Raw genomic sequence first — 22,426 nt, 5'->3', positions numbered from 1 at the left:
ACTCGCTGCAAGTCGAATGGACTACATTACGCAAATGGATATGAGTCTAATTTACTATACGAGCTAGGAGAATCCAGATGACAGACAGATTGATTCGATTAATGCGCATCATCACTCTCGTCCAAGCCAAACCGGGTATTTTGGCCAGGGAGCTGGCGGAACGATGCAGCACCACCGAACGGACCATTTATCGCGATATGGAAGCGTTAAGCGCCATGCATATACCTATCACGCATCTCGGATACGGAAAAGGATATCGGTTTATCGGCAGTTTTGCCTTATATCCATTCGATTGGACCGCGGAGGAAGTTCAAGCTTTTACGGCCTTGGGCAAGGCGATGCCTCAGGTCAAGCCTTTGCTCCCCGACGGTTTTGAAGGGGCCTACGAAAAGGTGATGGCGGCCCATAACAAGCAACGGACGGAACACCTGGAAACCGAACTTCAGGAAAGGGAAAATCCATGGATCAAATGGGCCGAAAAAGCGGAAGCGGAGGAACAGTCGGAGTACCTGATCCCGATTTTGCTGGCGACGCTGTCGCAGCAAATCATTCAGGCGGAATATTATGTTCCGGAGCGGAACGAGCTCTTGTTCGGCAAAATCGATCCGTATATCCTTGTCCCTTGGCAGCACCGATTTTACTTGGTCGGACGCAACCATAATACCGGAAAACTGTATACCTACAGGTTAAAATATTTTGCGAGGGTCGTCGTGCTGGATGACGTCTTTATTAAAGTACATACCAACATGCAGCAAGAAAATCATCAACATTTCCGAGGAAATGAAGAAAAGGAACCGGTTGAATTTAAGATAAGGCTTACCCCTGCGGCGATCCCAAAATATAAGGAGAAGGAATCGATCAATCCTCTTGCGCAGACGAAGGATCGGGACGGGAGCGTCGTGATGGATGTCACCGTCGAGGACGTTCCGTGTTTTATGAGCTGGCTGTCCCAATTCGGAGCCGACGCGGAGATTATCGAGCCCGAGCATTATCGGGATGTGATGAAACGTGAATTAATCAAATGGCTTGCGGTATATAGCTGAATGACGATGATTGGCTTTTTCGTTCCCTTAAATCGGAGACATGCCGGCATATAACCGGTAACCGGCTGACATGCTGGCCGTGTCTCTGGCTGACTCCCTCCATCCCCATGCTCCTGCAAGGGCCTGCTCAATGCCCCCGATCGTCTTTTTCGCATCTTCTCCCTAACATGTAGAATGAGTCGATATGAAGAAATACGGTTTGTTTTTTTGAAAATGCGTCGATTGGATTGAGGTTGTATTTTATAGCCCGGGAAATGATCGTTTTGTCCTTTAGCATCATGCAGCGTTGACTTGGGAAAAGTTGCTGCCTTGTTTTCCTTTTAATGGTTGTATATGTTAATATTTATAAAGGGAAGCGAGCAATACATTGGAGTACATAACTACTTTATATATCGTTAAACCAGGGAGGGAGAAATTTGCGTTTTTTCAGTTCCGGAAAATCGCCGGAGGAGATGGAAGCTGAAAGCAAACAAAGCTTGAATTTGCGCATCAACATGTTTTTTTTCAGCACGTTTATCATTTTTTGCGTCGTCATCGTCCGGCTGGCCGTCATTCAATTCGTGGAAGCGCCGACGTTGACCGAAAAAGAAGCGAACCAAAACACGAAAAACATTCCGCTTCCGCCGGACCGAGGGAACATCCGCGATGTCTCCGGGGTCAAGCTGGCTTATTCCAAGCCGGTTCAATCACTGTATATCACGCTGATGAAGGATTACAACAACAACACGGACAAAGGGAAGAAAAACCGTCCGGAAATCGAGGATATCGCCAAACGGATGGCGGCGGCGTTCAAGCAGTTCGGAAATCCCGGCGACAAGCCGATGACCGCGGGGGACGTGATCGAGGCGATGGACCTCGAATCCAAACGGGACAGCGGCTATACGCCGCGGCGCATTAAAATGGACCTCAATAAAAAAGAGATTCAATATTTTATGGAGCATAAATCGGAGTTTCCGGGCATCGAAATCATCGAAGAAACGATGCGCCTGTACGATCCGGATACGGTGGCCGTGCAAACCGTGGGTTACGTCAAATCGTTCAAGCGGACGGAAAGCCTGAAGGCCTATGATAAAGCGCGGCAGGAGAGCAAGGACGGCACGAAGCCGGACGAAACGTATACGAAGGATGAGCTTGTCGGCTTCGACGGCATCGAGTTTTCCTTTCAGGACGAGTTGAGAGGGAAAAACGGCTACAAGGTGGTGTCGGTCAGCTCCGCCAACATTCCGGAAGAGGTGGTCGACATCGTGCCGCCGGTCAAAGGAAACGACGTGTGGCTAACGATTAATAAAGAGGTTCAGCTGAAAACGGAACAGGCGATCAAGGACCAGCTGGAATGGCTGCATACCCATTCGGTGTCCGGCAAAACGCATCCCGAAGCCGTGACCGGCTATGCGGTGGCCATGGAGGTTGACACCGGCAACGTTGTGGCGATGGCCAGCATTCCCGATTACGACACGAATATATGGAAAACCGGGGCGGCATCTACTGCGGACTTTAATAAATTGAACAATAATTATCAAAATGGGGCCATTACTCCACTGGACTCCGGTAAGTCGAAGCATAAATTCGATTCGGCCGTGCTTCTCGGTTCCACCATCAAACCGCTGAGCGTGCTGGTCGGGTTAAACGAAAAGCTGTTTACCACGACGACCCCTTACAACGACACGGGAGAAGCCTTTTTCGGAAAAGAGGGCCATCAGGCGCGGGTGCAAAATTCCCAAGGGCACGCCTACGGCTATTTGCGTACGCCTGCCGAAGCCATCGAGCATTCCTCCAACGTGTTTATGGTCGATATGGTGGGCAATGCCCTGTATAAAAAATACGGCAAAAAAGGCATCGACGTATGGAACGGGTATATGGAGGATTTCGGGCTGGGCGTCGCGACGGGCATCGATCTACCCAAAGAATATCTGGGAAAAAAAGAATACGGCACTTCGGAAAACATCCCCAAGACCGTCGGCAGCGCCCAAGCCGCGCTTGTCTATGCTTCTTTCGGTCAAGGCGGAAAATATACGCCGCTGCAGCTGGCGCAATATACCGTGATGCTGGCGAACGACGGGGAGCGCATCAAGCCGCAAATCGTCAGCAAAATTACGGACGCAAACGGCAAAGTCGTGAAACAGAGTAAACGCGAAGTGCTTAGTCGGGTGCAGTTCAATCCTTCGTATTGGAAGCTGGTCCGCAGAGGGATGAACACGAACGTCAGCGAAGCTTTTGCCGGATTCCCGTACGATTTTGCCCGAAAAACCGGCACCTCGCAGCAGGATTCGAAAGACGGGCTTTTAGACAACGGTGTGTTTATCGCCTATGCCCCGCGCAACAATCCGAAGCTGGCGGTAGCAGTCGTCGTTCCGGAGGGCGGATTCGGCTCGCAAAGCGCCGCGCCGATCGCCCGCAAAATATTCGATGCGTATGACGAGGAGTACGGCCTCGACGGCGTGCCGAAAAAGCAGCTCAAAAACCAGGCGGGCACGGATTCCGCGGATAACGTGGGTATTGGGCAAAATAACAAAAAACAGCAATAAGCCCGAAAGAACGGCAGCTTGGATGAAAACTCCAGGCTGCTTTTTTTCGTAAAGGCGCACTTGATCCCAAAAAGCAACCCTTGCCGGATAAGCAACCCGGCTTTGAATCGTCCATTTCCGCCCTTTGGAAGACGCCGTGTCGCCTGACGTACCGGCCCGTTTCTGTCGAACGATAGGGAAAGATGCCGAGCACCCTCGATCTGTGCTAAAATATGAAATGTCATTTTCATAGAAGGACGTTTCGAAGTCCGTACCGATCATGTTTTAGAGAGAGGAGGGAGGCCGGTGACCGAATTTGCACCGGACAATCCGGAACAGGAGGAGACAAAAAAGAAAGGGAATTTGAACTTAAGGATCAACCTGTTTTTCTTCAGCACGTTTATCATTTTTTGCGTCATCATCATCAGGCTTGCCATCCTGCAGTTCGTCGAAGGGCCGACGTTGACGGAGAAGGAGTCCAGCAACATCGTCAAGGACGTACCGCTTCCGCCGATCCGGGGCACCATTTACGATGCGGCAGGCGTGCCGCTGGCCTACTCGACTCCGACGCAGTCGCTTTATATTACGCTGATGAAGGATTACAGCCAAAAGAACGGCAGCAAAAACCGTCCCGAAGCGGAGCAGCTTGCGCAGCGCCTTTTGGACGTATTCGATAAATACGGCGATTCCGACAAAAAGATGACCAAGCAGGAGATCATCGAAGCGATGGACCTCGATTACAAAAAGTATGCGGGGTATTCGCCGCGCCGGATCAAAATGGATTTGAGCCAAAAGGAAATCGCCTACTTCAGCGAACATAAATCCGAATTTCCGGGGATTTCGATCGAGGAAGAAAGCGTCCGCCACTACGACCCGGACACGGTTGCGGTTCAAACCGTCGGATACATTCGTACGTTCAGCGGTTCGAAAACCTTGAGCAAGTACAAGGGGATCGACGAAGAGCAGCGCAGCGGCGACGTTACGACCGATCCGGGCCTGATTTATACGGAGCCCGAATTCGTCGGCTTCGACGGGCTGGAGCTGATGTACCAGGACGAGCTCCGCGGCAAAAACGGCTACAAAAAAGTACCGATCAATCCGCGCAACATGCCGGAAGGCGTCGACGAAGTCGTTCCGCCGGTCAAAGGGAACAACGTTTACAGCACGATCAACAAGCAGGTCCAGATTGCCACGGAGCAGGCGATCATGGATCAGTTGAGCTGGCTGCATACCCATCCGGTTTCCGGAAGAACCCATCCGGATGCGACGACAGGATTTGCCGTCGCAATGGAAGTGAAGACGGGGAACGTCGTCGCCATGGCAAGCATGCCGGATTACGATCCAAACATCTGGCAGACGGGAAGCGTTACGCCGGATAATTGGAAGAAAATCCAAAACATTTACCAGAACGGCACGATCCGTTCGTTTAACCCGGGAAAAAAGGGCGACCATCCGGAATCGGTCGTCCTGCTCGGTTCGACCCAGAAGCCGCTCAGCGTGCTGCTTGGCTTGAACGAGGGTTTGATTACGACAAATACGTATTATCAGGATAAAGGTGCGGCCTACTTCGGCAAGGAAGGCCATCAGACGCGCGTGCAAAATGCCGGAGGCCACGTGTACGGCGGGATGGACCCGGCGCGCGCGATCGAAAAGTCCTCCAACGCCTTTATGGTCGATATGATCGGCAAAAGGCTTTACGACAAATACAAGGACAAGAGTATCGGAGTTTGGGACGAGTATATGACCAAATTCGGGCTTGGCGTCTTGACGGGGAGCGGCCTGCCGGGCGAATGGAAAGGGCGCAAGGAGTATACGAACGTCAAACAGGCGGGAAGTACCCAGTCCGCGATGGCGTATGCGTCGTTCGGGCAGCAGGGGAAATATACGACCTTGCAGCTGGCGCAATACACGGTAATGCTGGCGAACGAAGGCAAACGGCTGAAACCGCAGCTGGTCAGCAAAATTACCGACGAGAAGGGCAATGTCGTCAAAACCTTCAAGCCCGAAGTGCTGAATACGGTAAACTTCCCGAAATCCTACTGGAATGAAATCCGCCGCGGCATGAAGAGTGACGTCTCAGCCTTCGGTGATTTCCCTTACGATTTTGCCCGGAAGACGGGTACCTCGACGCAGCAAGTCGGACACAAGCTCGTCGATAACGGCGTATTTATCGCTTATGCACCACGCGATAATCCGGTTTTGGCGGTCGCCGTCATGATTCCGGAAGGCGGCTTCGGCTCGCAGAGCGCCGCGCCGATCGCACGGAAAATATTCGACGCGTACGACCAGGTTTACGGCCTCGACGGCGTGCCGAAAGGAAATGCCAACAACCAGTCGGCAAACGGAACGACCGGAACGAACGGCAGCAACTGATTCACGGTTCTGATCTTTATGCAATCATCGTATCATTGATCTCTTTTAAGGACAGGTTCGGGGCAGCCCGGGCCTGTCCTTTTACGTGCCTGGCCCGCGCAGCCCTTCGACCGGCACTACAACAGAGCCTGAAGCTCCCGGATAGGCGGTCCAAAAAACTCTTTTGTGGCCCTCCGCTGCTTTATGGTAAAATGTCCGTATGTGTGTGAATCGTGAAAATGCGTACAAGAAGGAGGAGCGATATGGACACGAAATATAAGATGCTTGCGCTCGATATGGACGGGACGCTGTTGACAAGCAATCAGACCATTTCCCCGGACACGTCCAAATGGATCCAGCGGGCGAAAGACGAAGGGGTTCACGTATGCCTTTCCACGGGAAGAGGCTTCGAAAGCGCGCTTCCGTACGGCGAGGAGCTGGGGCTTTCGACGCCCATGATCACGGTTAACGGCAGCGAAGTTTGGCGCGCCCCGCATGAGCTGCACCAGCGCTCGCTGATGGATCCGCAGCTTATTTCCGACATGCGCGCCATCGCGCTTGCCGAGGATTGCTGGTATTGGGCTTACTCCGTGGACAAAGTCTATAACAAAGACGTCTGGACGGATTCCATCGAAGAAAAGGAATGGCTCAAATTCGGCTTCCATACGGAGGACGACGAAGCGCGGCACCGGATTTTGATGCAGCTGCAGGAAATGGGCGGCCTGGAAATCACGAACTCATCCCCCCATAATCTCGAAATAAACCCGCAGGGGATCAACAAAGCTTCGGGGATTCGAACCGTATGCGGTCTGCTGGGCCTGGAGATGAACGAAGTGATCGCCGTCGGGGACAGCATGAACGATCTGGCCGCGATTCAGGCGGCAGGCGTTGGCGTCGCCATGGGAAATGCACAGGAGGTCGTCCGTGAAGCCGCCGATTATGTCACGTCAAGCAATGATCGGGACGGCATTGCGGAAGTAATCCGGAAATTTATCTTTCAAATGTAACCATATATATTGTACCCGGAAGCGGCCGGAATCGAATTTTGCAAAATCCTGATTTAAAAAGGAGATCAAGTCATGGCTGTACTCGGATGGATTCTCATCATCGCGTTGTTCGCCGTCGGGATGGCCGGGACGATCGTTCCCGTGCTGCCCGGCGCCATCGCCATTTTCGCAGCCTTTTTCGTTTACGGATGGTTTTTTACGTTCGGGCATTTTGGCGCGTGGTTCTGGATTATCGAAACGCTGATTATCGTCGTGCTGTTTGTCGCCGACTATGCCGTTGGCGCCTGGGGGACGAAAAAATACGGGGGCGGGAAGCTGTCCGTTATTCTAAGCACGATCGGCGCCATCATCGGACCGTTTGTCATTCCGGCGTTCGGCCTTGTCATCGGGCCGTTTCTCGGCGCGTTCGTAGGCGAGCTGATCGACGGATCTTCGGTATCGAAATCGGCCAAGGTCGGGTTCGGCACGCTGGTGGGGTTGTTCAGCAGCATGGTCATGAAAATCATTTTGCAGATCGTCATGATCATCGTGTTTTTTATTTGGATTGCGTGGAACTAAACCCGGAAGCGAACGGTTTCGTTCGCCGAGAGTCCGATCATGCCTAATTTACACCGGGATATGGCGAATCCCGTTACATCTGCTCCATGGGGAATGCTCGCTGGGGGAAAGAAGGGGAAAGAAGTTTGGCTAAAAAGGAATCGTTTATCAAAGGTACGCTGATCCTTGCCGCCGCCGCATTGGTGGCGAGGGTATTGGGGCTTGTGCAAAGGGTGCCCCTGGATCATCTGTTTGACGATGTCGGCAAAGCATCATTCACCATTGCGAACAACGTCTATCTGATGCTGCTCACCGTGGCGACGGCGGGAATTCCGAGCACGTTGAGCAAAATGGTGTCGGAACGTTACGCCTTGAAACGGCCGGGCGAAGCCCGCCAGGTATACCATGCCGCGCTGCTCTTCGCAGGTTTCGCCGGCGTGATCATAACGGTGCTGCTTTACATTTTAGCTCCGTATTACGCAACGTACGTATCCAAAGTGCCGGATGCGGCGCTGTCGATCCGCGCTCTTGCGCCTGCGCTGCTTCTGTTTCCGGCCATCGCCATGATGCGCGGCTATTTTCAGGGGCGGAACAATATGACCGCAGGGGGCATCTCGCAGATCGTCGAGCAGTTTGCCCGCGTCGGCGCAGCGATCATCATCGCCTATATTTTGCTGAAATCGGGCTATGACGGAAGTTGGGTGGCCGCAGGGGCCTCCTTCGGGGGCGTGCTCGGAAGCATCGGGGCGTTTGCCATCATGCTCTATTACACGGTAAAAACGCGCCAGCAGGACAAAGCGCTTATGCTTCAGGAGGGCGACGGCGTCAAGCTGCCGCTGATGAGGATTTATAAAGATATTTTCACGTTATCCATTCCGATCGTTTTATCGTCGCTTACGGTGCCTGCCGTGAACTTCATCGACTCGTCGATCGTGAACCCGCTCTTGATCGGGCAAATCGGGGAAGCCAAAGCGACGCAGGTGCTCGGGATTCTCGGGCAGCGCGCCCAAAGCATCGCCGGCATCCCGCCGATTTTGGCGATCGCGCTCAGCACGTCGCTGATTCCGGTCATCTCGGCGGCGTTCGCCCGGAAAGACCAGGAGCATTTGCAGCAGCAAATGACGCTGGCACTACGCATTTCCATTTTGACGGGAATGCCGATCGTCATCGCGCTTTGCGTTGCCGCCTATTCCATTAACGGGCTTCTTTTCAGCAGCCTTGACGGCAGCTGGATCATCATGCTGCTGACGTTCGGGACGATTTTCCAAATTACGATGATGACCACCAACTCGATCCTGCTTGGCGTCAACAAAGCGAAGCTGTCGATGGTCAACGTCATGATCGGGATCTTGGTGAAGCTGGCCGGAAGCTTCGCGCTTGCGTTCGTGTTCGGGATCTACGGCATCATCGCCGCCACCGGGCTTTGTTTCCTGGTGATTACGCTGCTCAACCTTCGGTATCTGAAAGTGATCGTGCCGTTCTCCATTCTCGGCAAACGTTGGACGGGCTTCCTGATCGCCGTCATCCTGACCGCCGCGGTCGGCTACGGCCTGAACGAAGCGGGAATTCAGCTGACCCGCATCCTGCCGGACCGCCTGGCGTTTCTGATTACATGCATCATCGTCGGGGGAGCGGTCGTCGTTTTATACCTCGTGCTGCTGATCATGCTCGGCGTGCTGCGCCAACACGAGCTGGCAAGCTATCCGCGCAAATTGCAGCGGCTGCTCCGGCCGCTGATGCGCCTGCAGCCCGCCAAGTACAAATCCGCCGATTCAGAGAGACAATAAAAGCGGCGGAGTCCATGCGCCTCGGTTAAGGCTGCCGCGGAGCGGCGTCGGAAACCGCCGCATGGACCGCACGATTCGCATCATGCGTCAGCGCCGCCTTTTGAACGGCAAACCGGTGCGCATGGGACATTTCGATGAGCACCGGCCTTTTGGGCCGGTTCAGGTGATCGAGGGCGTCTTTCGTTTTGAACCAGTCGTAACGCGTGATCGGCTCGTAGGGCATATCCTGCCATACCTCGTTCAGGGTCGGGCTGTACAGCCGCTTGTCCGGGGGAAGCCATTCCCGCTTCAGCAGCTCTGCACTTTCCTCCGGAGAGTTCAGGGCTGTTTTTTTGTCGTTCGTAAACAGTCTCGGCCAATATTCCTGCCTGGAACCAAGGTGCTCCGTCCGGGCCGCAAACGCCTCGACCCCCGCGAGCACGTCCTTGTAACCGAACAGCATGGCGTATAACGCTTTGCCGAATTCGATCCGTTCGTCAAGATCGGCAAAATGCTCCAAAACGAGGCCGACCATGCCGCGGCAGCCCGCTTCGCCGCCCTTTGCCGCCTCTTCCGTGCATGACCCCGCAGGAGGGGGAACCGCCGCCACATTCCCGTCCTCCGTACCCGCTTGGAATTCGCCCAGCAGCGGAAAAACGACCTGATTCATTTGAAAGAAGCTGTTCATCGCAAAAAAGGGATGATTCAAAACCCGTTTCTGAAAGTAACTGTTTTGGACAACCCTGCCTTCGATGTAGTTTTGCTCGTTGATAATGAGGCCTACGGCCAAAAGCGCGCTGTCGCGCTCGATCCAAAACCGTTCCCAGATCGGGCGCATGAAAACCGAAACGCGGAATTCGGGCAGCAGGTAAAACAAGCTTCTCCCGAGCTTGCGGCTGTGGACGTACAGCAGCAGCTGCGGATAAGCATCAAGAAAGATAAGGGCGTTGCTGCGTTCGAGCATCTGGTAAATATCCTCTTGAAGCTGCGCCGGGGCCACGTCCGAAAACAGCCCGCCCTTCAGATCGGTCATATTCCACCCGGCATTGCGGGATACCATGTGGGCAAGGAAAGACCAATGCAGTTCCGGATTGTCCCGGTAGCAATCGTAATACGCCTTCGTCCGGGTAATGTTGCTGAGGCTTGCTTCGAGGGCGGCTTCCCGGATCGTCCGGACGATTTCCCGGTCTTCCGGCGATAGCGGGACAGGGCCTTCTTCCTTCCCGAAAGCGCCGCCGTGCATCCGGTTCCGGTCCGCGAGCAGCCGCTTGAGCTGATCGCGGATGCTGTGGGCCGCCGACTCCCGCCAGCCAAGCGGTCTGCGTTCTTTAATCAGATCCTGCGACGCCTTCCAGCAGACGTATTTTCCTTTTACCGCTTCGGCGGCCGTTTGCGGCAGCGTTTTGGCCAGGCGGATGAATCCGCGGAACGTATGCCCTTCCTCTTTTTCCGACACGCTTGCATCCTCCTTTCTTTATGAAATGGGCTTATTTTCAGTATGGCTCAAAAATTTGACTTCCACTCCATATTTTGATTCACTAAGGGTAGGATTTTGCAAAATCCGGAAGAATAAACGAACCAACGTTCAGAGAGGACTGATTATAGATGCAAAAAATTACGTCCGAAGCCGAATTTCAGGTGGCCATCCAATCCCCGCGTTTGACGGTTGCCGTGTTCAAAGCCGATTGGTGCGTGGACTGCAAATTCATGGACCCGTTTATGCCCGACGTAGAGAAAAAATTCGAAGGCGATATAACGCTGGTCGAAGTGGATGTCGATAAAGTCGAAGACGTCAGCCAAGAGCTGAACATTCTCGGCATTCCGAGCTTCGTCGCGTTTACCGACGGCCGCGAGCTCGTGCGCCTTGTCAACAAGCTGCGCAAATCCCGCGAGGAAATCGAAGGTTTCCTGCAGCGGGCGCTGGACGTATACCGCACGATCCATAAGTAACCTCGTCCATGGCACCGCTTTTGCACTTTAAGCAGAAGCGGTGCAGATTTTTCTGGAGCGCGCCCGGAATACGATTACTTTTGCGTTTTGTCACAAAATGGCTATATTTCGCGTCGCTTTATCAGGTATAATAGACGAGATTGGTAATATACGGGCGCTTCTGAAACAAGATGGAGCGTTTTTACTTTGATCTGCAGGTGAGAATTTTGAATACAAAACAATTAAAATGGCTTAGCTACCTGACCTTTGTCGTCATGTTTTTCGCAACGTTCGGCGGGACGGTTGTCACCAAAACCGACTCTGGGCTGGGATGCGGCCACGAATGGCCATTATGCCGCGGGCAATTTATTCCCGCCCATACGATCGCTTCGTTGATCGAATATTCCCACCGTCTGGTCAGCGGCTTGGCAGGACTTACAGCGGTGGCGGTCGTCGTGGCGTTTTGGCTTTACGCCAAAAATCGCAAGGATCTGCGCGTCTACTCCGTGCTGACGCTCGTTTTTGTCATCGTTCAAGCGCTGATGGGGGCGCTCGCGGTCATTTATGACCAATCGTCCGCCGTGTTAGCGCTTCATTTCGGATTTTCGCTGATCGCATTCGCCGGCTCGCTGATGCTTGCGCTTGGGGCCCGAAAGATGGACCGGGAAAAACAAACGAGCTTCCGCGAGAATCAGCCCTCGGTTTCGCCGGGATTCCGCAGTTTCGTATGGTCGGTCACCATTTATTCCTATATCGTGGTTTACATAGGGGCTTACGTAAGCCATACCAGTTCGGCCGGCGGCTGTTCCGGTTGGCCGCTTTGCAACGGGCAGCTGATTCCGTCCATGACGGGCAGCATAGCCATCGCGTTTATCCACCGGCTGGCGGCATTGGTGCTGCTGATCGCCGTCGTGACGATGGCCGTTTTTGCGTATAAGCTGCACCGCGGCAGCAAGGAGCTGCGTTCGCTTGGGGTCGCCGCCGCCGTTCTGTGCGTCCTGCAGGTGTTCAGCGGGGCGGGCATCGTATATACGCTCAGCAAACCCGAGGTGTATATTTTTGCGGCGCTGCTTCACAACCTGCTCATTTCCTCTTTGTTTGGCGTCCTTTGTTACTTGAGCGTTCGGGTGTGGCAGCTTGGGAAAGAACCCGTCGAACAGCTGCAGCCTGCCTCAAACGTGTAAATCATAAGCTTAAAGCAAAGTCCGCGAACGGGGGTTCGGGGACTTTGTTTGATCCTGTGATGGAGACATGCCGTTTAACGAAATTTTTTGCGGGGAGAGAAGCCCATGCTGCGAACACTGCTTGGAGAAATGCCGCGCCAAAATAGCGGTCTGCTTGGGGAAGCCATGGATGCGATGCACCGGACGATCGGGCGTCTTCAAAGGGAAATGGATAAAAACGATGACCCGAGCCATGATTTCCGCAAGCTGGACATCTGGACACGCGGACTTGTTTCCTCGCTGGACGAGCTGGAACAAAGCTGGTTTGCGGCCTCCTTTTTCCGCAGGTCGGTCAAGGCCGGATACGTGGATGACATGAGCGCCGAGGAGCAGACGGAATACGCAAGGTACGTTTATTTTTACAAAAACGGCTTTATCCGCGTCTTTTCGGTTTTGGATAAGCTCGGCACGGTATTAAACGAGCTGTTTGAGCTGGATACGGCAAAAGTTAAAGAGCATTATTCTTATTTCACCGTCCTTCGGCGGCTGCGGGAGCTGGGGCGGCATCCCGAGCTTGAAGGCGAGCTGGCCGCCGTCAAAAACGATTACCGGGATTGCTTGAACGTTTTGCGCAAGCGCCGGAACGCCGAAATTCATTATATGAACGCCGAGATGCAGGACGACCTGTGGCAAAGGCATCAAGGCCTGCACGCCAAGGTGGAGCTGGAGGATTTGGACCAGCATCTGAACGATCTGAAGCAGGGGCTCGACATGGTATGCAAATCTTTGATCGCCGTCTACCGGTATGCGGGGAGACTGAAGTCCTAAAATCCAACAAATTTCCTTTTGACAAGCAGCGGAAAAGTGATTATACTGAAACACGTGAAAAAATAATATTGTTTGCATACATTTTTTTCTTATCGAGAGAGGCGGAGGGACAGGCCCGATGAAGCCCGGCAACCGATTTGAGAAGCGGCCGTAAGGCCCATTTTCGAATGACATGGTGCTAATTCCTACAACTGCAGGCATTCGCTGCAGGTTGGCAGATGAGAAGAGGAAGCGACTTCGAATAGAAGAGCCCTTTTTGATTCGGTCAAGAGGGCTTTTTATTTTGTCTATTTATGTCAGAACGGCAGTTCATGATAGATACGAAACAAGGTTCAAGCTTCAAGAAAGCAAGGAAGGAGAGCTTCGGATTGATAGAATTGAAACAAGTAACCAAAAGATACGGCAAGGGCGCAAAAACGACGGAAGCTCTATCCGGTTTGAACCTCTCCATTAAAAAAGGAGAGATATACGGTGTCATCGGCCACTCTGGCGCCGGCAAAAGCACGCTGATCCGCTGCATGAACCTGCTGGAACGCCCTACCTCCGGCGAAGTATGGGTCGACGGCGTCGATTTGACGAAGCTCGGCAAACAGCAGCTGCAGACGAAGCGCCGGGAGATCGGCATGATTTTTCAGCATTTCAACCTGCTGAGCTCGGCGACCGTATACGACAACATCGCGTTTCCGCTGCGGCTGGCCCATGTGGATAAAGCGAAAATCGCAAGCAAGGTAGGCGAGCTTCTCCAACTGGTCGGGCTGGAAGCCCACCGCGACAAATATCCGGCGCAGCTGTCCGGCGGCCAGAAGCAGCGGGTCGGCATTGCGCGCGCGCTGGCCAGCGATCCCCAAGTGCTGCTGTGCGACGAAGCGACATCTGCCCTGGACCCGCAGACGACGGATTCGATCCTGAAGCTGCTGCTCGACATCAACCAAAAATTCAACCTGACCATCGTCCTGATCACGCATGAAATGCATGTGATCCAAAGCATCTGCGACCGGGTCGCCGTCATCCACCAGGGAGGCATCGTGGAAGAGGGAGCCGTGGCCGAAGTGTTCCTGAAGCCGCAGCATCCCGTGACCCGCGAGTTTATTCTCGGCGAGGCGGGAGAATCCGCGCAGCTTGCGCTGCAGGCGCCGCATGACGGGTCGTCCAAGCTTTGCAAGCTCACGTTCCTCGGCGAAAAGACGTATGATTCGATTTTATCCCGGACGGCAAGGGAAACCGGCGTCGATTTCGCGATTTTGCAGGGAACGATTTCGAAGATCAAGGACATCCCTTACGGCCAGCTGATCGTCCGTCTCGAAGGGGAACCGGGGAATATCGGGCAAACGATCCAAAAAGTCCGGGACGAAGGCTTGGATGTGGAGGTGTATGACTGATGCTCGGTTTTGATTTTTCGCAGCTGGATTGGAAGGAAATCGGCGTGGCCAGCGCGGATACGCTGAAAATGCTCGTTTCCTCCGCCGTGTTTACGTTTATTCTCGGCCTGCCGCTAGGCGTGCTGCTGTACCAGACCTCGCGTTCGAACACCGGCTGGGTGCGCGTCGTATACAACGTCTTGTCGATCATCGTCAACATTTTGCGGTCCGTGCCGTTTATCATCCTGATTGTCGCCTTGATCCCGTTTACGACATCGATCGTGGGCGTTTCCTACGGGGTGCTCGGTACGATTCCGCCGCTGGTGATCGCGGCCGCGCCGTTTTTTGCGAGGCTGGTGGAAACCTCGCTGCGCGAGGTGGACCGGGGCGTGCTCGAAGCCGCGCAGTCGATGGGCGCTTCCACCTGGCAGATCATCCTGAAGGTGCTGCTGCCGGAAGCGAGACCGGGCCTGCTTGCAGGCATTACGATTACGGTTGTCACGCTGGTTTCCTATACGGCGATGTCCGGCATGGTCGGCGGCGGCGGGCTCGGCGATCTTGCGATCCGTTACGGTTATTACCGTTACGAGAAGGAAGTCATGATCATTTCCGTGTTGTTCATGATCATTTTGGTGCAGGTGCTGCAGATGGCCGGCGACCGGCTTGTCAAACATTTTACGCGTAAATAACGCAATAACGGCAATGCCATCCGTTCATCGGATGTTGAAGGAAGCGCCCGGACCGCATGTTTTTTCCGTCTAAGAAAACAACATGCGCGGTGCCTTCCAATAATAAAACTTATTAAGTCGATCAATTAAAGGGGGATTTACAATGAAAAAAGGATTGTTTGCATTACTCAGTCTCATTCTCGTGGTGGCGCTTGCCGCTTGCGGAAGCAAAAATGCCGAGGACAAACCGGCGGCAGGCGGGGAGAACAAAGGCACGGAAGCAGCGACGCCCGTTACTTTGACGGTGGGAGCAACGGCCGTACCGCATGCGGAAATTTTGAAGCATATCCAGCCAGCGCTTGAAAAAGAAGGCGTAAAGCTTGAAATCAAGGAATTTTCCGATTACGTGCAGCCCAACGTCCAAACGTTCCAAAAGCAGCTCGACGCGAACTTCTTCCAGCATAAACCATACCTCGACGACGAAAACAAAACCCGCAACATGGATCTCGTACCGGTTGTAGCCGTACACGTGGAGCCGCTTGGCGCTTATTCCAAAAAGGTAAAATCCGTTGACGAGCTGAAAGACGGCGCCGTGGTCGGCATTCCGAACGACAAAACGAACGGCGGCCGCGCGCTGAGCCTGCTGGCGAAAAACGGTCTCATCAAACTGAAACAAGACAACATGATTCAAGCGACCGTCAAAGACATCGTTGAAAATCCGAAAAACATCAAAATCAAAGAGCTTGACGCCGCCATGCTTCCACGTCAATTGGATCAATTCGATCTGGCGGTCATCAACACGAACTACGCGCTGGATTCCGGCATCGATCCGGTGAAAGAGGCTTTGTTCATGGAGGACAAAGACAATCCTTACGCGAACATCCTTGTGGCCCGCCCGGACAACAAAGACTCCGACGCGATCAAAAAACTGGCCGCGGCGCTGACTTCCGACGACGTAAAAAAATTCATCGAAGACAAATACAAAGGCGCTGTTATTCCGGCGTTCTAAGCCAAAAAAAGCACAAACTTCGAATCCGCGTGGGCGACGCCGCCTGCGCGGATTTTTCTGTCTTATGCTCCCAGACTTTTGCATAAATCCCGAACTCTTACGCGCCTAAGTTGCTGGGATGCCGCCAAATCTTCTATACTAGAGGAAAGGGAATACATAAGGAATCGATGTAATACGGTTATATACATGAGGATTTGCAAAATCCGGATCTATAAAGTTTGCAGTCATTCCCGATGCCGATGGAGGAGGAGCAATGTTAAAGGATAAAATCGCCTTGATAACCGGAAGCGCGAAAGGGCTTGGAAAAATGACGGCGCTGACGCTGGCCGAGCAGGGCTGCGACATCGCGCTCAATTACGTCCACAGCCGGGAGGAGGCCGAGGAGCTCAAGCAGCGAATCGAAGAGCTTGGGGTACGGTGCATCGCCGTTCAAGCGGATATTTCGGATGCGGCGCAGATCGAGGAACTGGTGCGGCAGGTGGAATCCCGGCTCGGCAGCGCGGATATCGTCGTCAACAACGCCGGGCCGTTTATCCGCCAGCGGAGATTGTTTGCCGATTACACGAAGGAAGAAATCCTGTCGCTCGTCCAGGGGAATCTGGTCGGCACGATGCTGCTCGATCATCTGGTGCTGCCGGCCATGCGGCATAAAAGATGGGGAAGGATCATCCATTTCGGTTACGGGCATGCGGCGGAAGCGAGGGCTTGGCCGCACCGGGCGGTATATGCCGCGGCGAAAACGGGCCTGGTTTCGTTCACGAAAACGTTGGCGGTGGAAGAAGCGCCGTTCGGGATTACGGTGAACATGGTTTGCCCCGGCGATATTCGCGGCGACAACAAGGAGAAGACGATCGCGGAGGTATCCGGGCTCACCGACGGGGAAACGCCCCGGGGAAGACCGGGAAGCGGGGAGGACATTGCCCGCGTCATCCGGTATTTATGCCATGAGGACTCCGATTTTATTACGGGCAACATCATGGACGTCTCGGGGGGGCTGGACCCGATCCGTCCTTGGATCGAACCGGCCGGCCCCAAGCTGTAGCAACGCAAAAAAGAGTCCTGCGCTTCCGAAGGAAGGCAGGACTCTTGCACTTGCAAGTTATAAAATGGGATTAGAATACTTGAATAACGTCGTTGATTCCGTCGACTTCCTCAACGAGTGCACGTTCAATCCCGGCTTTGAGTGTAATGGTGGAGCTTGGGCAGCTTCCGCATGCACCCATCAATTTCAATTTCACGATGCCGTCTTCCACGTCAACCAGTTCCACGTCACCGCCATCGCGCTGAAGGAACGGACGAAGCTTATCCAGCACTTCCGCTACCTCGTCGTACATGGTGCTTTGTGCGTTTTCGCTCATTAGTTTCAACTCCTTTCCTATAATGATTATTATATTACAAAACGAGCCAAAATAAAATGGCTATATCTGCGCGCAAAAACAACGGCATTGATCTTTTCTTCTTTCACCGCTAAACTAAGGGAAGTTCTTTGGATCGCGCGCCTTCTTTGAAGGCGAGCCGACAGACGTCTTTTTGTTAAAATTGGGAGGACATCCCGAGATTCATTCATAAAGCAGGTGATCATAAGTGAGACCCATTATCGAATTTTGCACGAACAACATGCATTTCGGTACCGATGAAGTGATGGAAAAGCTGGAGGAAAATCCGGACTATGATGTGATAGAATACGGCTGCTTAAGCAATTGCGGCCAATGCGCCATGATGCCGTTCGCCATGGTCAACGGCGAAATCGTCGATGCCGACAGCGCGGACGAGCTGTACGAGGCCATCATGGCCAAAATAAAAGAGCTCGAGGCTTGGGACAGCCTCGAGCTGGATTAGCCGAAATGGCGTTTGGACAACCAGAGTACTCCGCTCTTCAAGATGCGGGGTACTCTTCCTTTTACGGAGGTTTTCCCCATCAATCCGAAGCCGGCTTTGCTGCCGAGCGAACCGAGCGTGCCTTTCAGGCGGATTTTATGGATCTTCGGCGTGTCTCCCCGCCAGAGGGCATGGATCACTTCCGCGACCTGCTCGGCTTGGGCGCCGGCGGCCTGTGCGCTTGGCGCAAACGGAATGCTCGCGCAGTCGCCGATCACGAACACTTCGGGATAATCGGGAAGCTGCGAATATTCGTTGATCAGCAGGCGCCCGCCGCGATCCTTCGGCAGATCGAGATCCTGCACGACCTTCACCGGCTGAATGCCCCCGGTCCATACTGCCGCGTCGGTATAAATCGCCTCGTCCCCGTTGTACACGGCGCCTTCTTCGACACGGCAAACCGAGATGTGGGAGCGCGTGTTGACGTCATGATCCCGGAACCACTGCTCCACGTATGCGGACAGCGTGGAAGGGAAGGCGGAAAGTACGCGGCTGCCCCGGTCCAGAATCGTAATGTTCAGGTCGGGACGGCTTTCGCGAAGCTCCGCCGCCGTTTCGACGCCGCTTAAGCCTCCGCCGATAATGTGAACCTGGCCGTACGGCTTGATATCGTTCAAGCGCTGATACGTTTTGCGGGTGCTGGAAAAGGTCTGGATGCTGCTCGTGAACTCTTCCGCGCCCGGAATGCCGTGGTAACGGTCGGTGCAGCCAAGGGCGATGACAAGATAATCGTATTCGATCGGCTCATCCTGTTCCATGTGAACAAGCTTCTTTTCCAGATCGATGGACGTTACCTCGCCATATCTTTTCGTTAACTGGCTATGGTGAGGAAACGGAATCCGCAAATCGAAATCCGAAGCCGTTCCCGCCGCAAGCGCGTAATATTCCGTTTTGATTCCTTGGAACGGCATCCGGTCGACCAGCACGATTTCAACGTCCGCCGGAAGATTTCCGTTCACCAGGCCTTGAATCATCGCGAGACCGCCATAACCTCCGCCTAGAATGACAAATTTTCTCATCTAGTCCGTCTTTCCTTTCTCTGCATCGGGTTTTAATGGATGAAGCGAATACCTTTGACGGGCCTACTCATATACTTTGATTTCGTTGTAGAATGTATCCCGTTCCACCGGAATTCGTCCTGCCCCTTTGATCAGCCAGACCAGTTCGTTGCGTGTCAGGCCTTCGGGCGTAAGGGCTCCCGCCGCATGGCTGATGCGCTCTTTCAGGATCGTGCCGTGCACGTCGGAGGCGCCGAAGGAAAGGGATACCTGCGTCAGCTGCGGACCGATGTTGATGAAGTAGGCTTTGATGTGATCGAAATTATCGAGCATCAGACGGCTGATGGCGATGGTTTTCAAGTCCTCGTAAGCGGAGTTGCGGCGCATGATGCCGGCGTTTTTGTTTCTAGGCTGCATGGACAGCGGGATGAAGACAAGGAAGCCGTTCGTTTCATCCTGAAGCTCGCGGATCTGCATCATATGGCGCACGCGGTCCTCATGCGTTTCGATGGCCCCGTACAGCATCGTCGTGTGGGTTTTCATGCCGAGGTTATGCGCCGTTCTATGCACTTCAAGGTAACGGTCGACGTTTGCTTTTTCGACCTTCATCTTTTTGCGGTATTCGTCCGACAAAATTTCGGCTCCGCCGCCTGTCAGCGACTTCAGCCCGGCCTTTTGCAGCTCTTTCAGCACTTCCTCGATGTTAAGCCCGCTGATCCGGGTGTAAAAATCGATTTCCGCCGCGGTGTATGCTTTCAGCGTCACGTCCGGGAAACGGTCGGTCAGCGCCTGCAGGGAATCGACGTAATATTGGAACGGCACGTGGTTGTTATGGCCGCCGACGATATGGAATTCGCGAACGCCCGGATGGATGTGCTGCTCCACGTATTCGATCATTTCCTGGCCGCTCAGCGTATAAGCGCCTTCGTCGCCGAGGTCTTTGCGGAAATTGCAAAACGCGCATCTGGCTTCGCACACATTGGTGAAATAAAGGCTCATATTTTCAATAAAATAAACCTTTTTTCCGTTTTTGCGCAGATTAACCTCATTCGCCAGCTGGCCGAGCGTCAACAGGTCATCCGTTTCATAAAGAAAGACGCCGTCCTCAAGGTTCAAACGCTCTCCGTGGCGCACTTTTTCGGCGATTTCTGCCATTCTCTTGCTGTCATTCGATGTTGCGATCATGGACATATCCATTCCTCCTGTTCATTTGATGGGGGGCGGCTTTGCGTACGAAAACACAAAAAAACCGCTCGTCGGAAGGTGTCCGGCTTCATTCAATCAAGTCTTGAAATAACGGCTTGTTAATGCGCTCGAAAGGAGCAAAGGCCGGTTAAGTATGGGCGGCAGATCTGCTTGCCTGTCGTCGTTGATGTCGTTCTTTTTTGTGAAAAAAATAACAAAAAAATATGGCAGACCATTGTCCTGCGGGTGACAAAATTCCGACAAATGCCTTTCCCCTGTCACCCACCCTATTATAAACCGCACTTTCAGGCTCCGCAATACGGTAGGGAGGAAAAAAAAGGTCGGTATTTCCTGGGATGGCGGCGGCGGTCACTTGAGAGGATAGGTTTTGTGGAGTATACTGAGCTTAAGTAAGCGACGGCTTACGAAGCCAGTTTTGCTATGAAGAACGATCAAAGGAGCAATGCTCCGCAAAACTTTTAGGAGGGTGACTTATGATTCAAATCAGCGATTCCGCTTCCGATAAGCTTAAAGAAATGCTCGAAGAGCAGGAGATTCCGAACATGTTCCTTCGCCTGGGCGTCCAGGAGGGCGGCTGCAGCGGTTTTTCCTATGCGATGGGCTTTGACGACGAAGAAACGGAAAACGACGTATACATGAACGTAAACGACCTGAAGGTCGTCATCGATAAACAAAGCCTGCCCCTCATCAACGGGCTTGAAATCGATTATGAGGATGCAGGCATGAGCGGCGGCTTCACGATGCACAATCCGAACGCCACGGCTACCTGCGGCTGCGGAGCTTCGTTCCGCACGGCGACGCACGCAGGCAAACCGGCTCCGGAAGAATGCTGACGACCGCTAAGGCCATTCGTTCAAAAGGGCCCGCACCGCTTCGTAAGAAGCATGGCGCGAGCCCTTTTTGATTGCGTTCCTTGCGCGTTGCTCGTAATTATCGTGCCGGTCTTCAGGACGCCGGGATAATAAAGGTATGGTTGACCATAAACACGATCATGGCTGCTGCGAGGATGGAGAAAACGATGCAGCCCGCTCCCAGCCCCTTGCGCTTATCCTTAATGAACTTGAATCCGATGGCAAAAATGCCGACGGTAACGGCAACCAGCGAAATCGACATGCCGATCATGGCGATCCAATACAATATTCTAAAAAATTCAGCCACGGTGTGAGCTTCCTCCCTTTGTCACATTCAAATCCAATTATATCCGATAAAACCATAGACGCCAATAGAACTATTATAGCTCTTTGCGGCCTGCTTTACTCCGCATCCCCCCTTTTTCCCTCCATATTTACCGTTCATGTACAAACATACAAGAGAGAACGGCTTTCTCCGAGTATGCTAAAAGATACTAGTTGAGAAAGGAGGCGGTACAGGTGGGGGGAAGACAGCTGGCTAGCAAGTGGTTGAAAACTGAAGCACTGCTGACAGATCCTGAAGTGGCCCCTTATATACCGCAAACCAAAGGACTAAATAAGGAAAATCTGTACGGGATGCTCGAATCCTATGGATTTGTCGTCGTGAAACCGATCGTAGGTGGCGGCGGATACGGCGTGATCAAAATAACCCGGTCCGGTGGGGGCTACAGCATTACCCACTCTTTCAAGACGGGCCGTTACGGATCGTTTGACGCGATGTATCAAGCGCTGCTCCGGACCAAGGTTAAAAGAAAATATTTGATCCAACAGGGCGTCCATCTAGCGAGCATTCAAGGCCGCCCGATTGATTACCGCGTGAAATATGTCAAATCGGGGGATCGTTGGGAGTTTCGGGCTATGGTAGGCCGATTGGCGCGACAAGGGCTGTTCGTCACGAATCTTTGCAAGGGAGGGCGTTTGTTGTCCTGCAGGGAGGGGCTTCGCAGATCGCTCCCACACATCTCTTCGGCGGCTAAAAAAAGCGAAATGCGCCATCTGACGCGCAAATGCACGGCCATTTTGGAGAGCCATTTCCCGGGCATCGGTTCGCTCGGATTCGATTACGGGCTGGATCGTAACGGGAAAATTTGGATCTTTGAAGTCAATACGCGCCCGCAGTAACCGAAGCTATGAAACACATTTTCTGGTTTGATAGATTATGATTTTGCAAAATCCTCATTTTAAAAAAATAAATTTTGTTTTGTTGACAATTTTCCTTCCTGTGTATAAGTGTTATCCCCAAAATCCACTGCATTTTTATTGGTATTA

The 22,426-nt window shown here is 53.2% G+C and carries 21 protein-coding genes and 1 riboswitch; of the genes, 16 read left to right on the top strand and 5 right to left on the bottom strand.

All coding sequences use genetic code 11. The features are described from left to right. The first annotated feature begins 77 nt into the window (after positions 1-77). The 6 genes from RJP21_RS24465 to RJP21_RS24440 all read left to right on the top strand — a co-directional run bounded on the left by RJP21_RS24465 (position 78) and on the right by RJP21_RS24440 (position 9,230). Positions 78-1,043 carry a helix-turn-helix transcriptional regulator gene (locus RJP21_RS24465; RefSeq protein WP_310861623.1) on the top strand — a complete coding sequence of 322 codons (966 nt, stop codon included), beginning with the start codon at positions 78-80 and terminating at the stop codon, positions 1,041-1,043. A 452-nt stretch (positions 1,044-1,495) separates the two neighbouring features. After that, complete coding sequence (locus RJP21_RS24460; RefSeq protein WP_310861675.1) at positions 1,496-3,568, top strand: peptidoglycan D,D-transpeptidase FtsI family protein; 2,073 nt, start codon at positions 1,496-1,498, stop codon at positions 3,566-3,568. 285 nt (positions 3,569-3,853) lie between these two features. Beyond that, on the top strand, positions 3,854-5,920 hold the full coding sequence (locus RJP21_RS24455) for a peptidoglycan D,D-transpeptidase FtsI family protein (protein ID WP_397386273.1): 2,067 nt from the start codon (positions 3,854-3,856) through the stop codon (positions 5,918-5,920). 242 nt (positions 5,921-6,162) lie between these two features. Beyond that, a complete protein-coding gene (locus tag RJP21_RS24450) occupies positions 6,163-6,906 on the top strand; it encodes a Cof-type HAD-IIB family hydrolase (RefSeq protein WP_160043773.1) in 744 nt (247 codons plus the stop codon). Between the two features lie 72 nt (positions 6,907-6,978). After that, positions 6,979-7,464, top strand: coding sequence for a DUF456 domain-containing protein (locus RJP21_RS24445; protein WP_160043774.1), 486 nt, complete (start codon positions 6,979-6,981; stop codon positions 7,462-7,464). Positions 7,465-7,589: 125 nt separating this feature from the next. Next, the gene (locus tag RJP21_RS24440) at positions 7,590-9,230 is read left to right on the top strand and encodes a putative polysaccharide biosynthesis protein (protein WP_310861622.1); all 1,641 of its coding nucleotides are present in this window, start codon (positions 7,590-7,592) and stop codon (positions 9,228-9,230) included. A 25-nt stretch (positions 9,231-9,255) separates the two neighbouring features. Here the strand turns inward: RJP21_RS24440 and RJP21_RS24435 are convergent, their stop codons facing one another. After that, positions 9,256-10,665 carry a DUF2515 family protein gene (locus RJP21_RS24435; RefSeq protein WP_310861621.1) on the bottom strand — a complete coding sequence of 470 codons (1,410 nt, stop codon included), beginning with the start codon at positions 10,663-10,665 and terminating at the stop codon, positions 9,256-9,258. 149 nt (positions 10,666-10,814) lie between these two features. Here RJP21_RS24435 and RJP21_RS24430 point away from each other — a divergent pair, with 149 nt between their 5' ends. From RJP21_RS24430 to RJP21_RS24400, 7 genes are all read left to right on the top strand, one after another. Beyond that, positions 10,815-11,159 carry a thioredoxin family protein gene (locus RJP21_RS24430; protein WP_160043778.1) on the top strand — a complete coding sequence of 115 codons (345 nt, stop codon included), beginning with the start codon at positions 10,815-10,817 and terminating at the stop codon, positions 11,157-11,159. A 197-nt stretch (positions 11,160-11,356) separates the two neighbouring features. Further along, positions 11,357-12,322: a COX15/CtaA family protein gene (locus tag RJP21_RS24425; protein WP_397386278.1), complete on the top strand. Its 966-nt coding sequence runs from the start codon at positions 11,357-11,359 to the stop codon at positions 12,320-12,322. Between the two features lie 105 nt (positions 12,323-12,427). After that, positions 12,428-13,129 (top strand): Cthe_2314 family HEPN domain-containing protein, encoded by a 702-nt coding sequence (locus RJP21_RS24420; protein ID WP_310861619.1) that lies wholly within the window; start codon positions 12,428-12,430, stop codon positions 13,127-13,129. An 86-nt stretch (positions 13,130-13,215) separates the two neighbouring features. After that, positions 13,216-13,354, top strand: a riboswitch (SAM riboswitch). Positions 13,355-13,497: 143 nt separating this feature from the next. Continuing rightward, positions 13,498-14,508, top strand: coding sequence for a methionine ABC transporter ATP-binding protein (locus RJP21_RS24415; protein ID WP_160043783.1), 1,011 nt, complete (start codon positions 13,498-13,500; stop codon positions 14,506-14,508). Then, the gene (locus RJP21_RS24410; protein WP_310861618.1) at positions 14,508-15,176 is read left to right on the top strand and encodes a methionine ABC transporter permease; all 669 of its coding nucleotides are present in this window, start codon (positions 14,508-14,510) and stop codon (positions 15,174-15,176) included. The genes RJP21_RS24415 and RJP21_RS24410 overlap by 1 nt, the downstream gene beginning before the upstream one ends. Before the next feature lie 142 nt (positions 15,177-15,318). Then, the gene (locus RJP21_RS24405) at positions 15,319-16,164 is read left to right on the top strand and encodes a MetQ/NlpA family ABC transporter substrate-binding protein (RefSeq protein WP_160043786.1); all 846 of its coding nucleotides are present in this window, start codon (positions 15,319-15,321) and stop codon (positions 16,162-16,164) included. Positions 16,165-16,417: 253 nt separating this feature from the next. After that, a complete protein-coding gene (locus tag RJP21_RS24400) occupies positions 16,418-17,206 on the top strand; it encodes an SDR family oxidoreductase (RefSeq protein ID WP_310861617.1) in 789 nt (262 codons plus the stop codon). Between the two features lie 70 nt (positions 17,207-17,276). On the opposite strand, the gene RJP21_RS24395 is transcribed toward RJP21_RS24400, so the two are convergent. After that, positions 17,277-17,522 carry a NifU family protein gene (locus RJP21_RS24395; protein WP_036710886.1) on the bottom strand — a complete coding sequence of 82 codons (246 nt, stop codon included), beginning with the start codon at positions 17,520-17,522 and terminating at the stop codon, positions 17,277-17,279. A 226-nt stretch (positions 17,523-17,748) separates the two neighbouring features. On the opposite strand from RJP21_RS24395, the gene RJP21_RS24390 reads away from it, so the two are divergent. Further along, on the top strand, positions 17,749-18,003 hold the full coding sequence (locus RJP21_RS24390) for a YuzB family protein (protein WP_036710884.1): 255 nt from the start codon (positions 17,749-17,751) through the stop codon (positions 18,001-18,003). Here the strand turns inward: RJP21_RS24390 and RJP21_RS24385 are convergent. Together RJP21_RS24385 and mqnE are read right to left on the bottom strand one after the other, a co-directional pair. Continuing rightward, a complete protein-coding gene (locus tag RJP21_RS24385; protein ID WP_310861616.1) occupies positions 18,000-19,061 on the bottom strand; it encodes an NAD(P)/FAD-dependent oxidoreductase in 1,062 nt (353 codons plus the stop codon). The two genes, RJP21_RS24390 and RJP21_RS24385, sit on opposite strands and share 4 nt — an antisense overlap. A gap of 63 nt (positions 19,062-19,124) precedes the next feature. Then, complete coding sequence (gene mqnE / locus RJP21_RS24380; RefSeq protein ID WP_310861615.1) at positions 19,125-20,231, bottom strand: aminofutalosine synthase MqnE; 1,107 nt, start codon at positions 20,229-20,231, stop codon at positions 19,125-19,127. A 488-nt stretch (positions 20,232-20,719) separates the two neighbouring features. Here mqnE and RJP21_RS24375 point away from each other — a divergent pair, with 488 nt between their 5' ends. Then, positions 20,720-21,079, top strand: coding sequence for a HesB/IscA family protein (locus RJP21_RS24375; protein WP_160043792.1), 360 nt, complete (start codon positions 20,720-20,722; stop codon positions 21,077-21,079). A gap of 112 nt (positions 21,080-21,191) precedes the next feature. Here RJP21_RS24375 and RJP21_RS24370 read toward each other — a convergent pair whose 3' ends face one another. Next, on the bottom strand, positions 21,192-21,404 hold the full coding sequence (locus tag RJP21_RS24370; protein ID WP_160043794.1) for a hypothetical protein: 213 nt from the start codon (positions 21,402-21,404) through the stop codon (positions 21,192-21,194). A 212-nt stretch (positions 21,405-21,616) separates the two neighbouring features. Between RJP21_RS24370 and RJP21_RS24365 the strand changes: the two genes are divergently transcribed. Continuing rightward, positions 21,617-22,279 (top strand): YheC/YheD family protein, encoded by a 663-nt coding sequence (locus RJP21_RS24365; RefSeq protein ID WP_310861614.1) that lies wholly within the window; start codon positions 21,617-21,619, stop codon positions 22,277-22,279. The last annotated feature ends 147 nt before the right edge of the window (positions 22,280-22,426 follow it).

Source organism: Paenibacillus sp. VCA1 (genome assembly GCF_031583795.1).
In the GTDB taxonomy this organism is placed as follows: domain Bacteria; phylum Bacillota; class Bacilli; order Paenibacillales; family Paenibacillaceae; genus Paenibacillus_AQ; species Paenibacillus_AQ albilobatus.
The sequence above is the reverse complement of the archived record's forward strand: the minus strand, read 5'-3'. Positions and strand labels throughout refer to the sequence as shown.

What these genes read in the sequence shown, in the direction of transcription:
- RJP21_RS24465 (WP_310861623.1), top strand. Translation starts at nt 78, where the DNA reads ATGACAGACAGATTGATTCGATTAATGCGCATCATCACTCTCGTCCAA.
- RJP21_RS24460 (WP_310861675.1), top strand. Translation starts at nt 1,496, where the DNA reads ATGGAAGCTGAAAGCAAACAAAGCTTGAATTTGCGCATCAACATGTTT.
- RJP21_RS24450 (WP_160043773.1), top strand. Translation starts at nt 6,163, where the DNA reads ATGGACACGAAATATAAGATGCTTGCGCTCGATATGGACGGGACGCTG.
- RJP21_RS24445 (WP_160043774.1), top strand. Translation starts at nt 6,979, where the DNA reads ATGGCTGTACTCGGATGGATTCTCATCATCGCGTTGTTCGCCGTCGGG.
- RJP21_RS24430 (WP_160043778.1), top strand. Translation starts at nt 10,815, where the DNA reads ATGCAAAAAATTACGTCCGAAGCCGAATTTCAGGTGGCCATCCAATCC.
- RJP21_RS24420 (WP_310861619.1), top strand. Translation starts at nt 12,428, where the DNA reads ATGCTGCGAACACTGCTTGGAGAAATGCCGCGCCAAAATAGCGGTCTG.
- RJP21_RS24410 (WP_310861618.1), top strand. Translation starts at nt 14,508, where the DNA reads ATGCTCGGTTTTGATTTTTCGCAGCTGGATTGGAAGGAAATCGGCGTG.
- RJP21_RS24405 (WP_160043786.1), top strand. Translation starts at nt 15,319, where the DNA reads ATGAAAAAAGGATTGTTTGCATTACTCAGTCTCATTCTCGTGGTGGCG.
- RJP21_RS24400 (WP_310861617.1), top strand. Translation starts at nt 16,418, where the DNA reads ATGTTAAAGGATAAAATCGCCTTGATAACCGGAAGCGCGAAAGGGCTT.
- RJP21_RS24395 (WP_036710886.1), bottom strand. Translation starts at nt 17,522, where the DNA reads ATGAGCGAAAACGCACAAAGCACCATGTACGACGAGGTAGCGGAAGTG.
- RJP21_RS24385 (WP_310861616.1), bottom strand. Translation starts at nt 19,061, where the DNA reads ATGAGAAAATTTGTCATTCTAGGCGGAGGTTATGGCGGTCTCGCGATG.
- mqnE (WP_310861615.1), bottom strand. Translation starts at nt 20,231, where the DNA reads ATGTCCATGATCGCAACATCGAATGACAGCAAGAGAATGGCAGAAATC.
- RJP21_RS24375 (WP_160043792.1), top strand. Translation starts at nt 20,720, where the DNA reads ATGATTCAAATCAGCGATTCCGCTTCCGATAAGCTTAAAGAAATGCTC.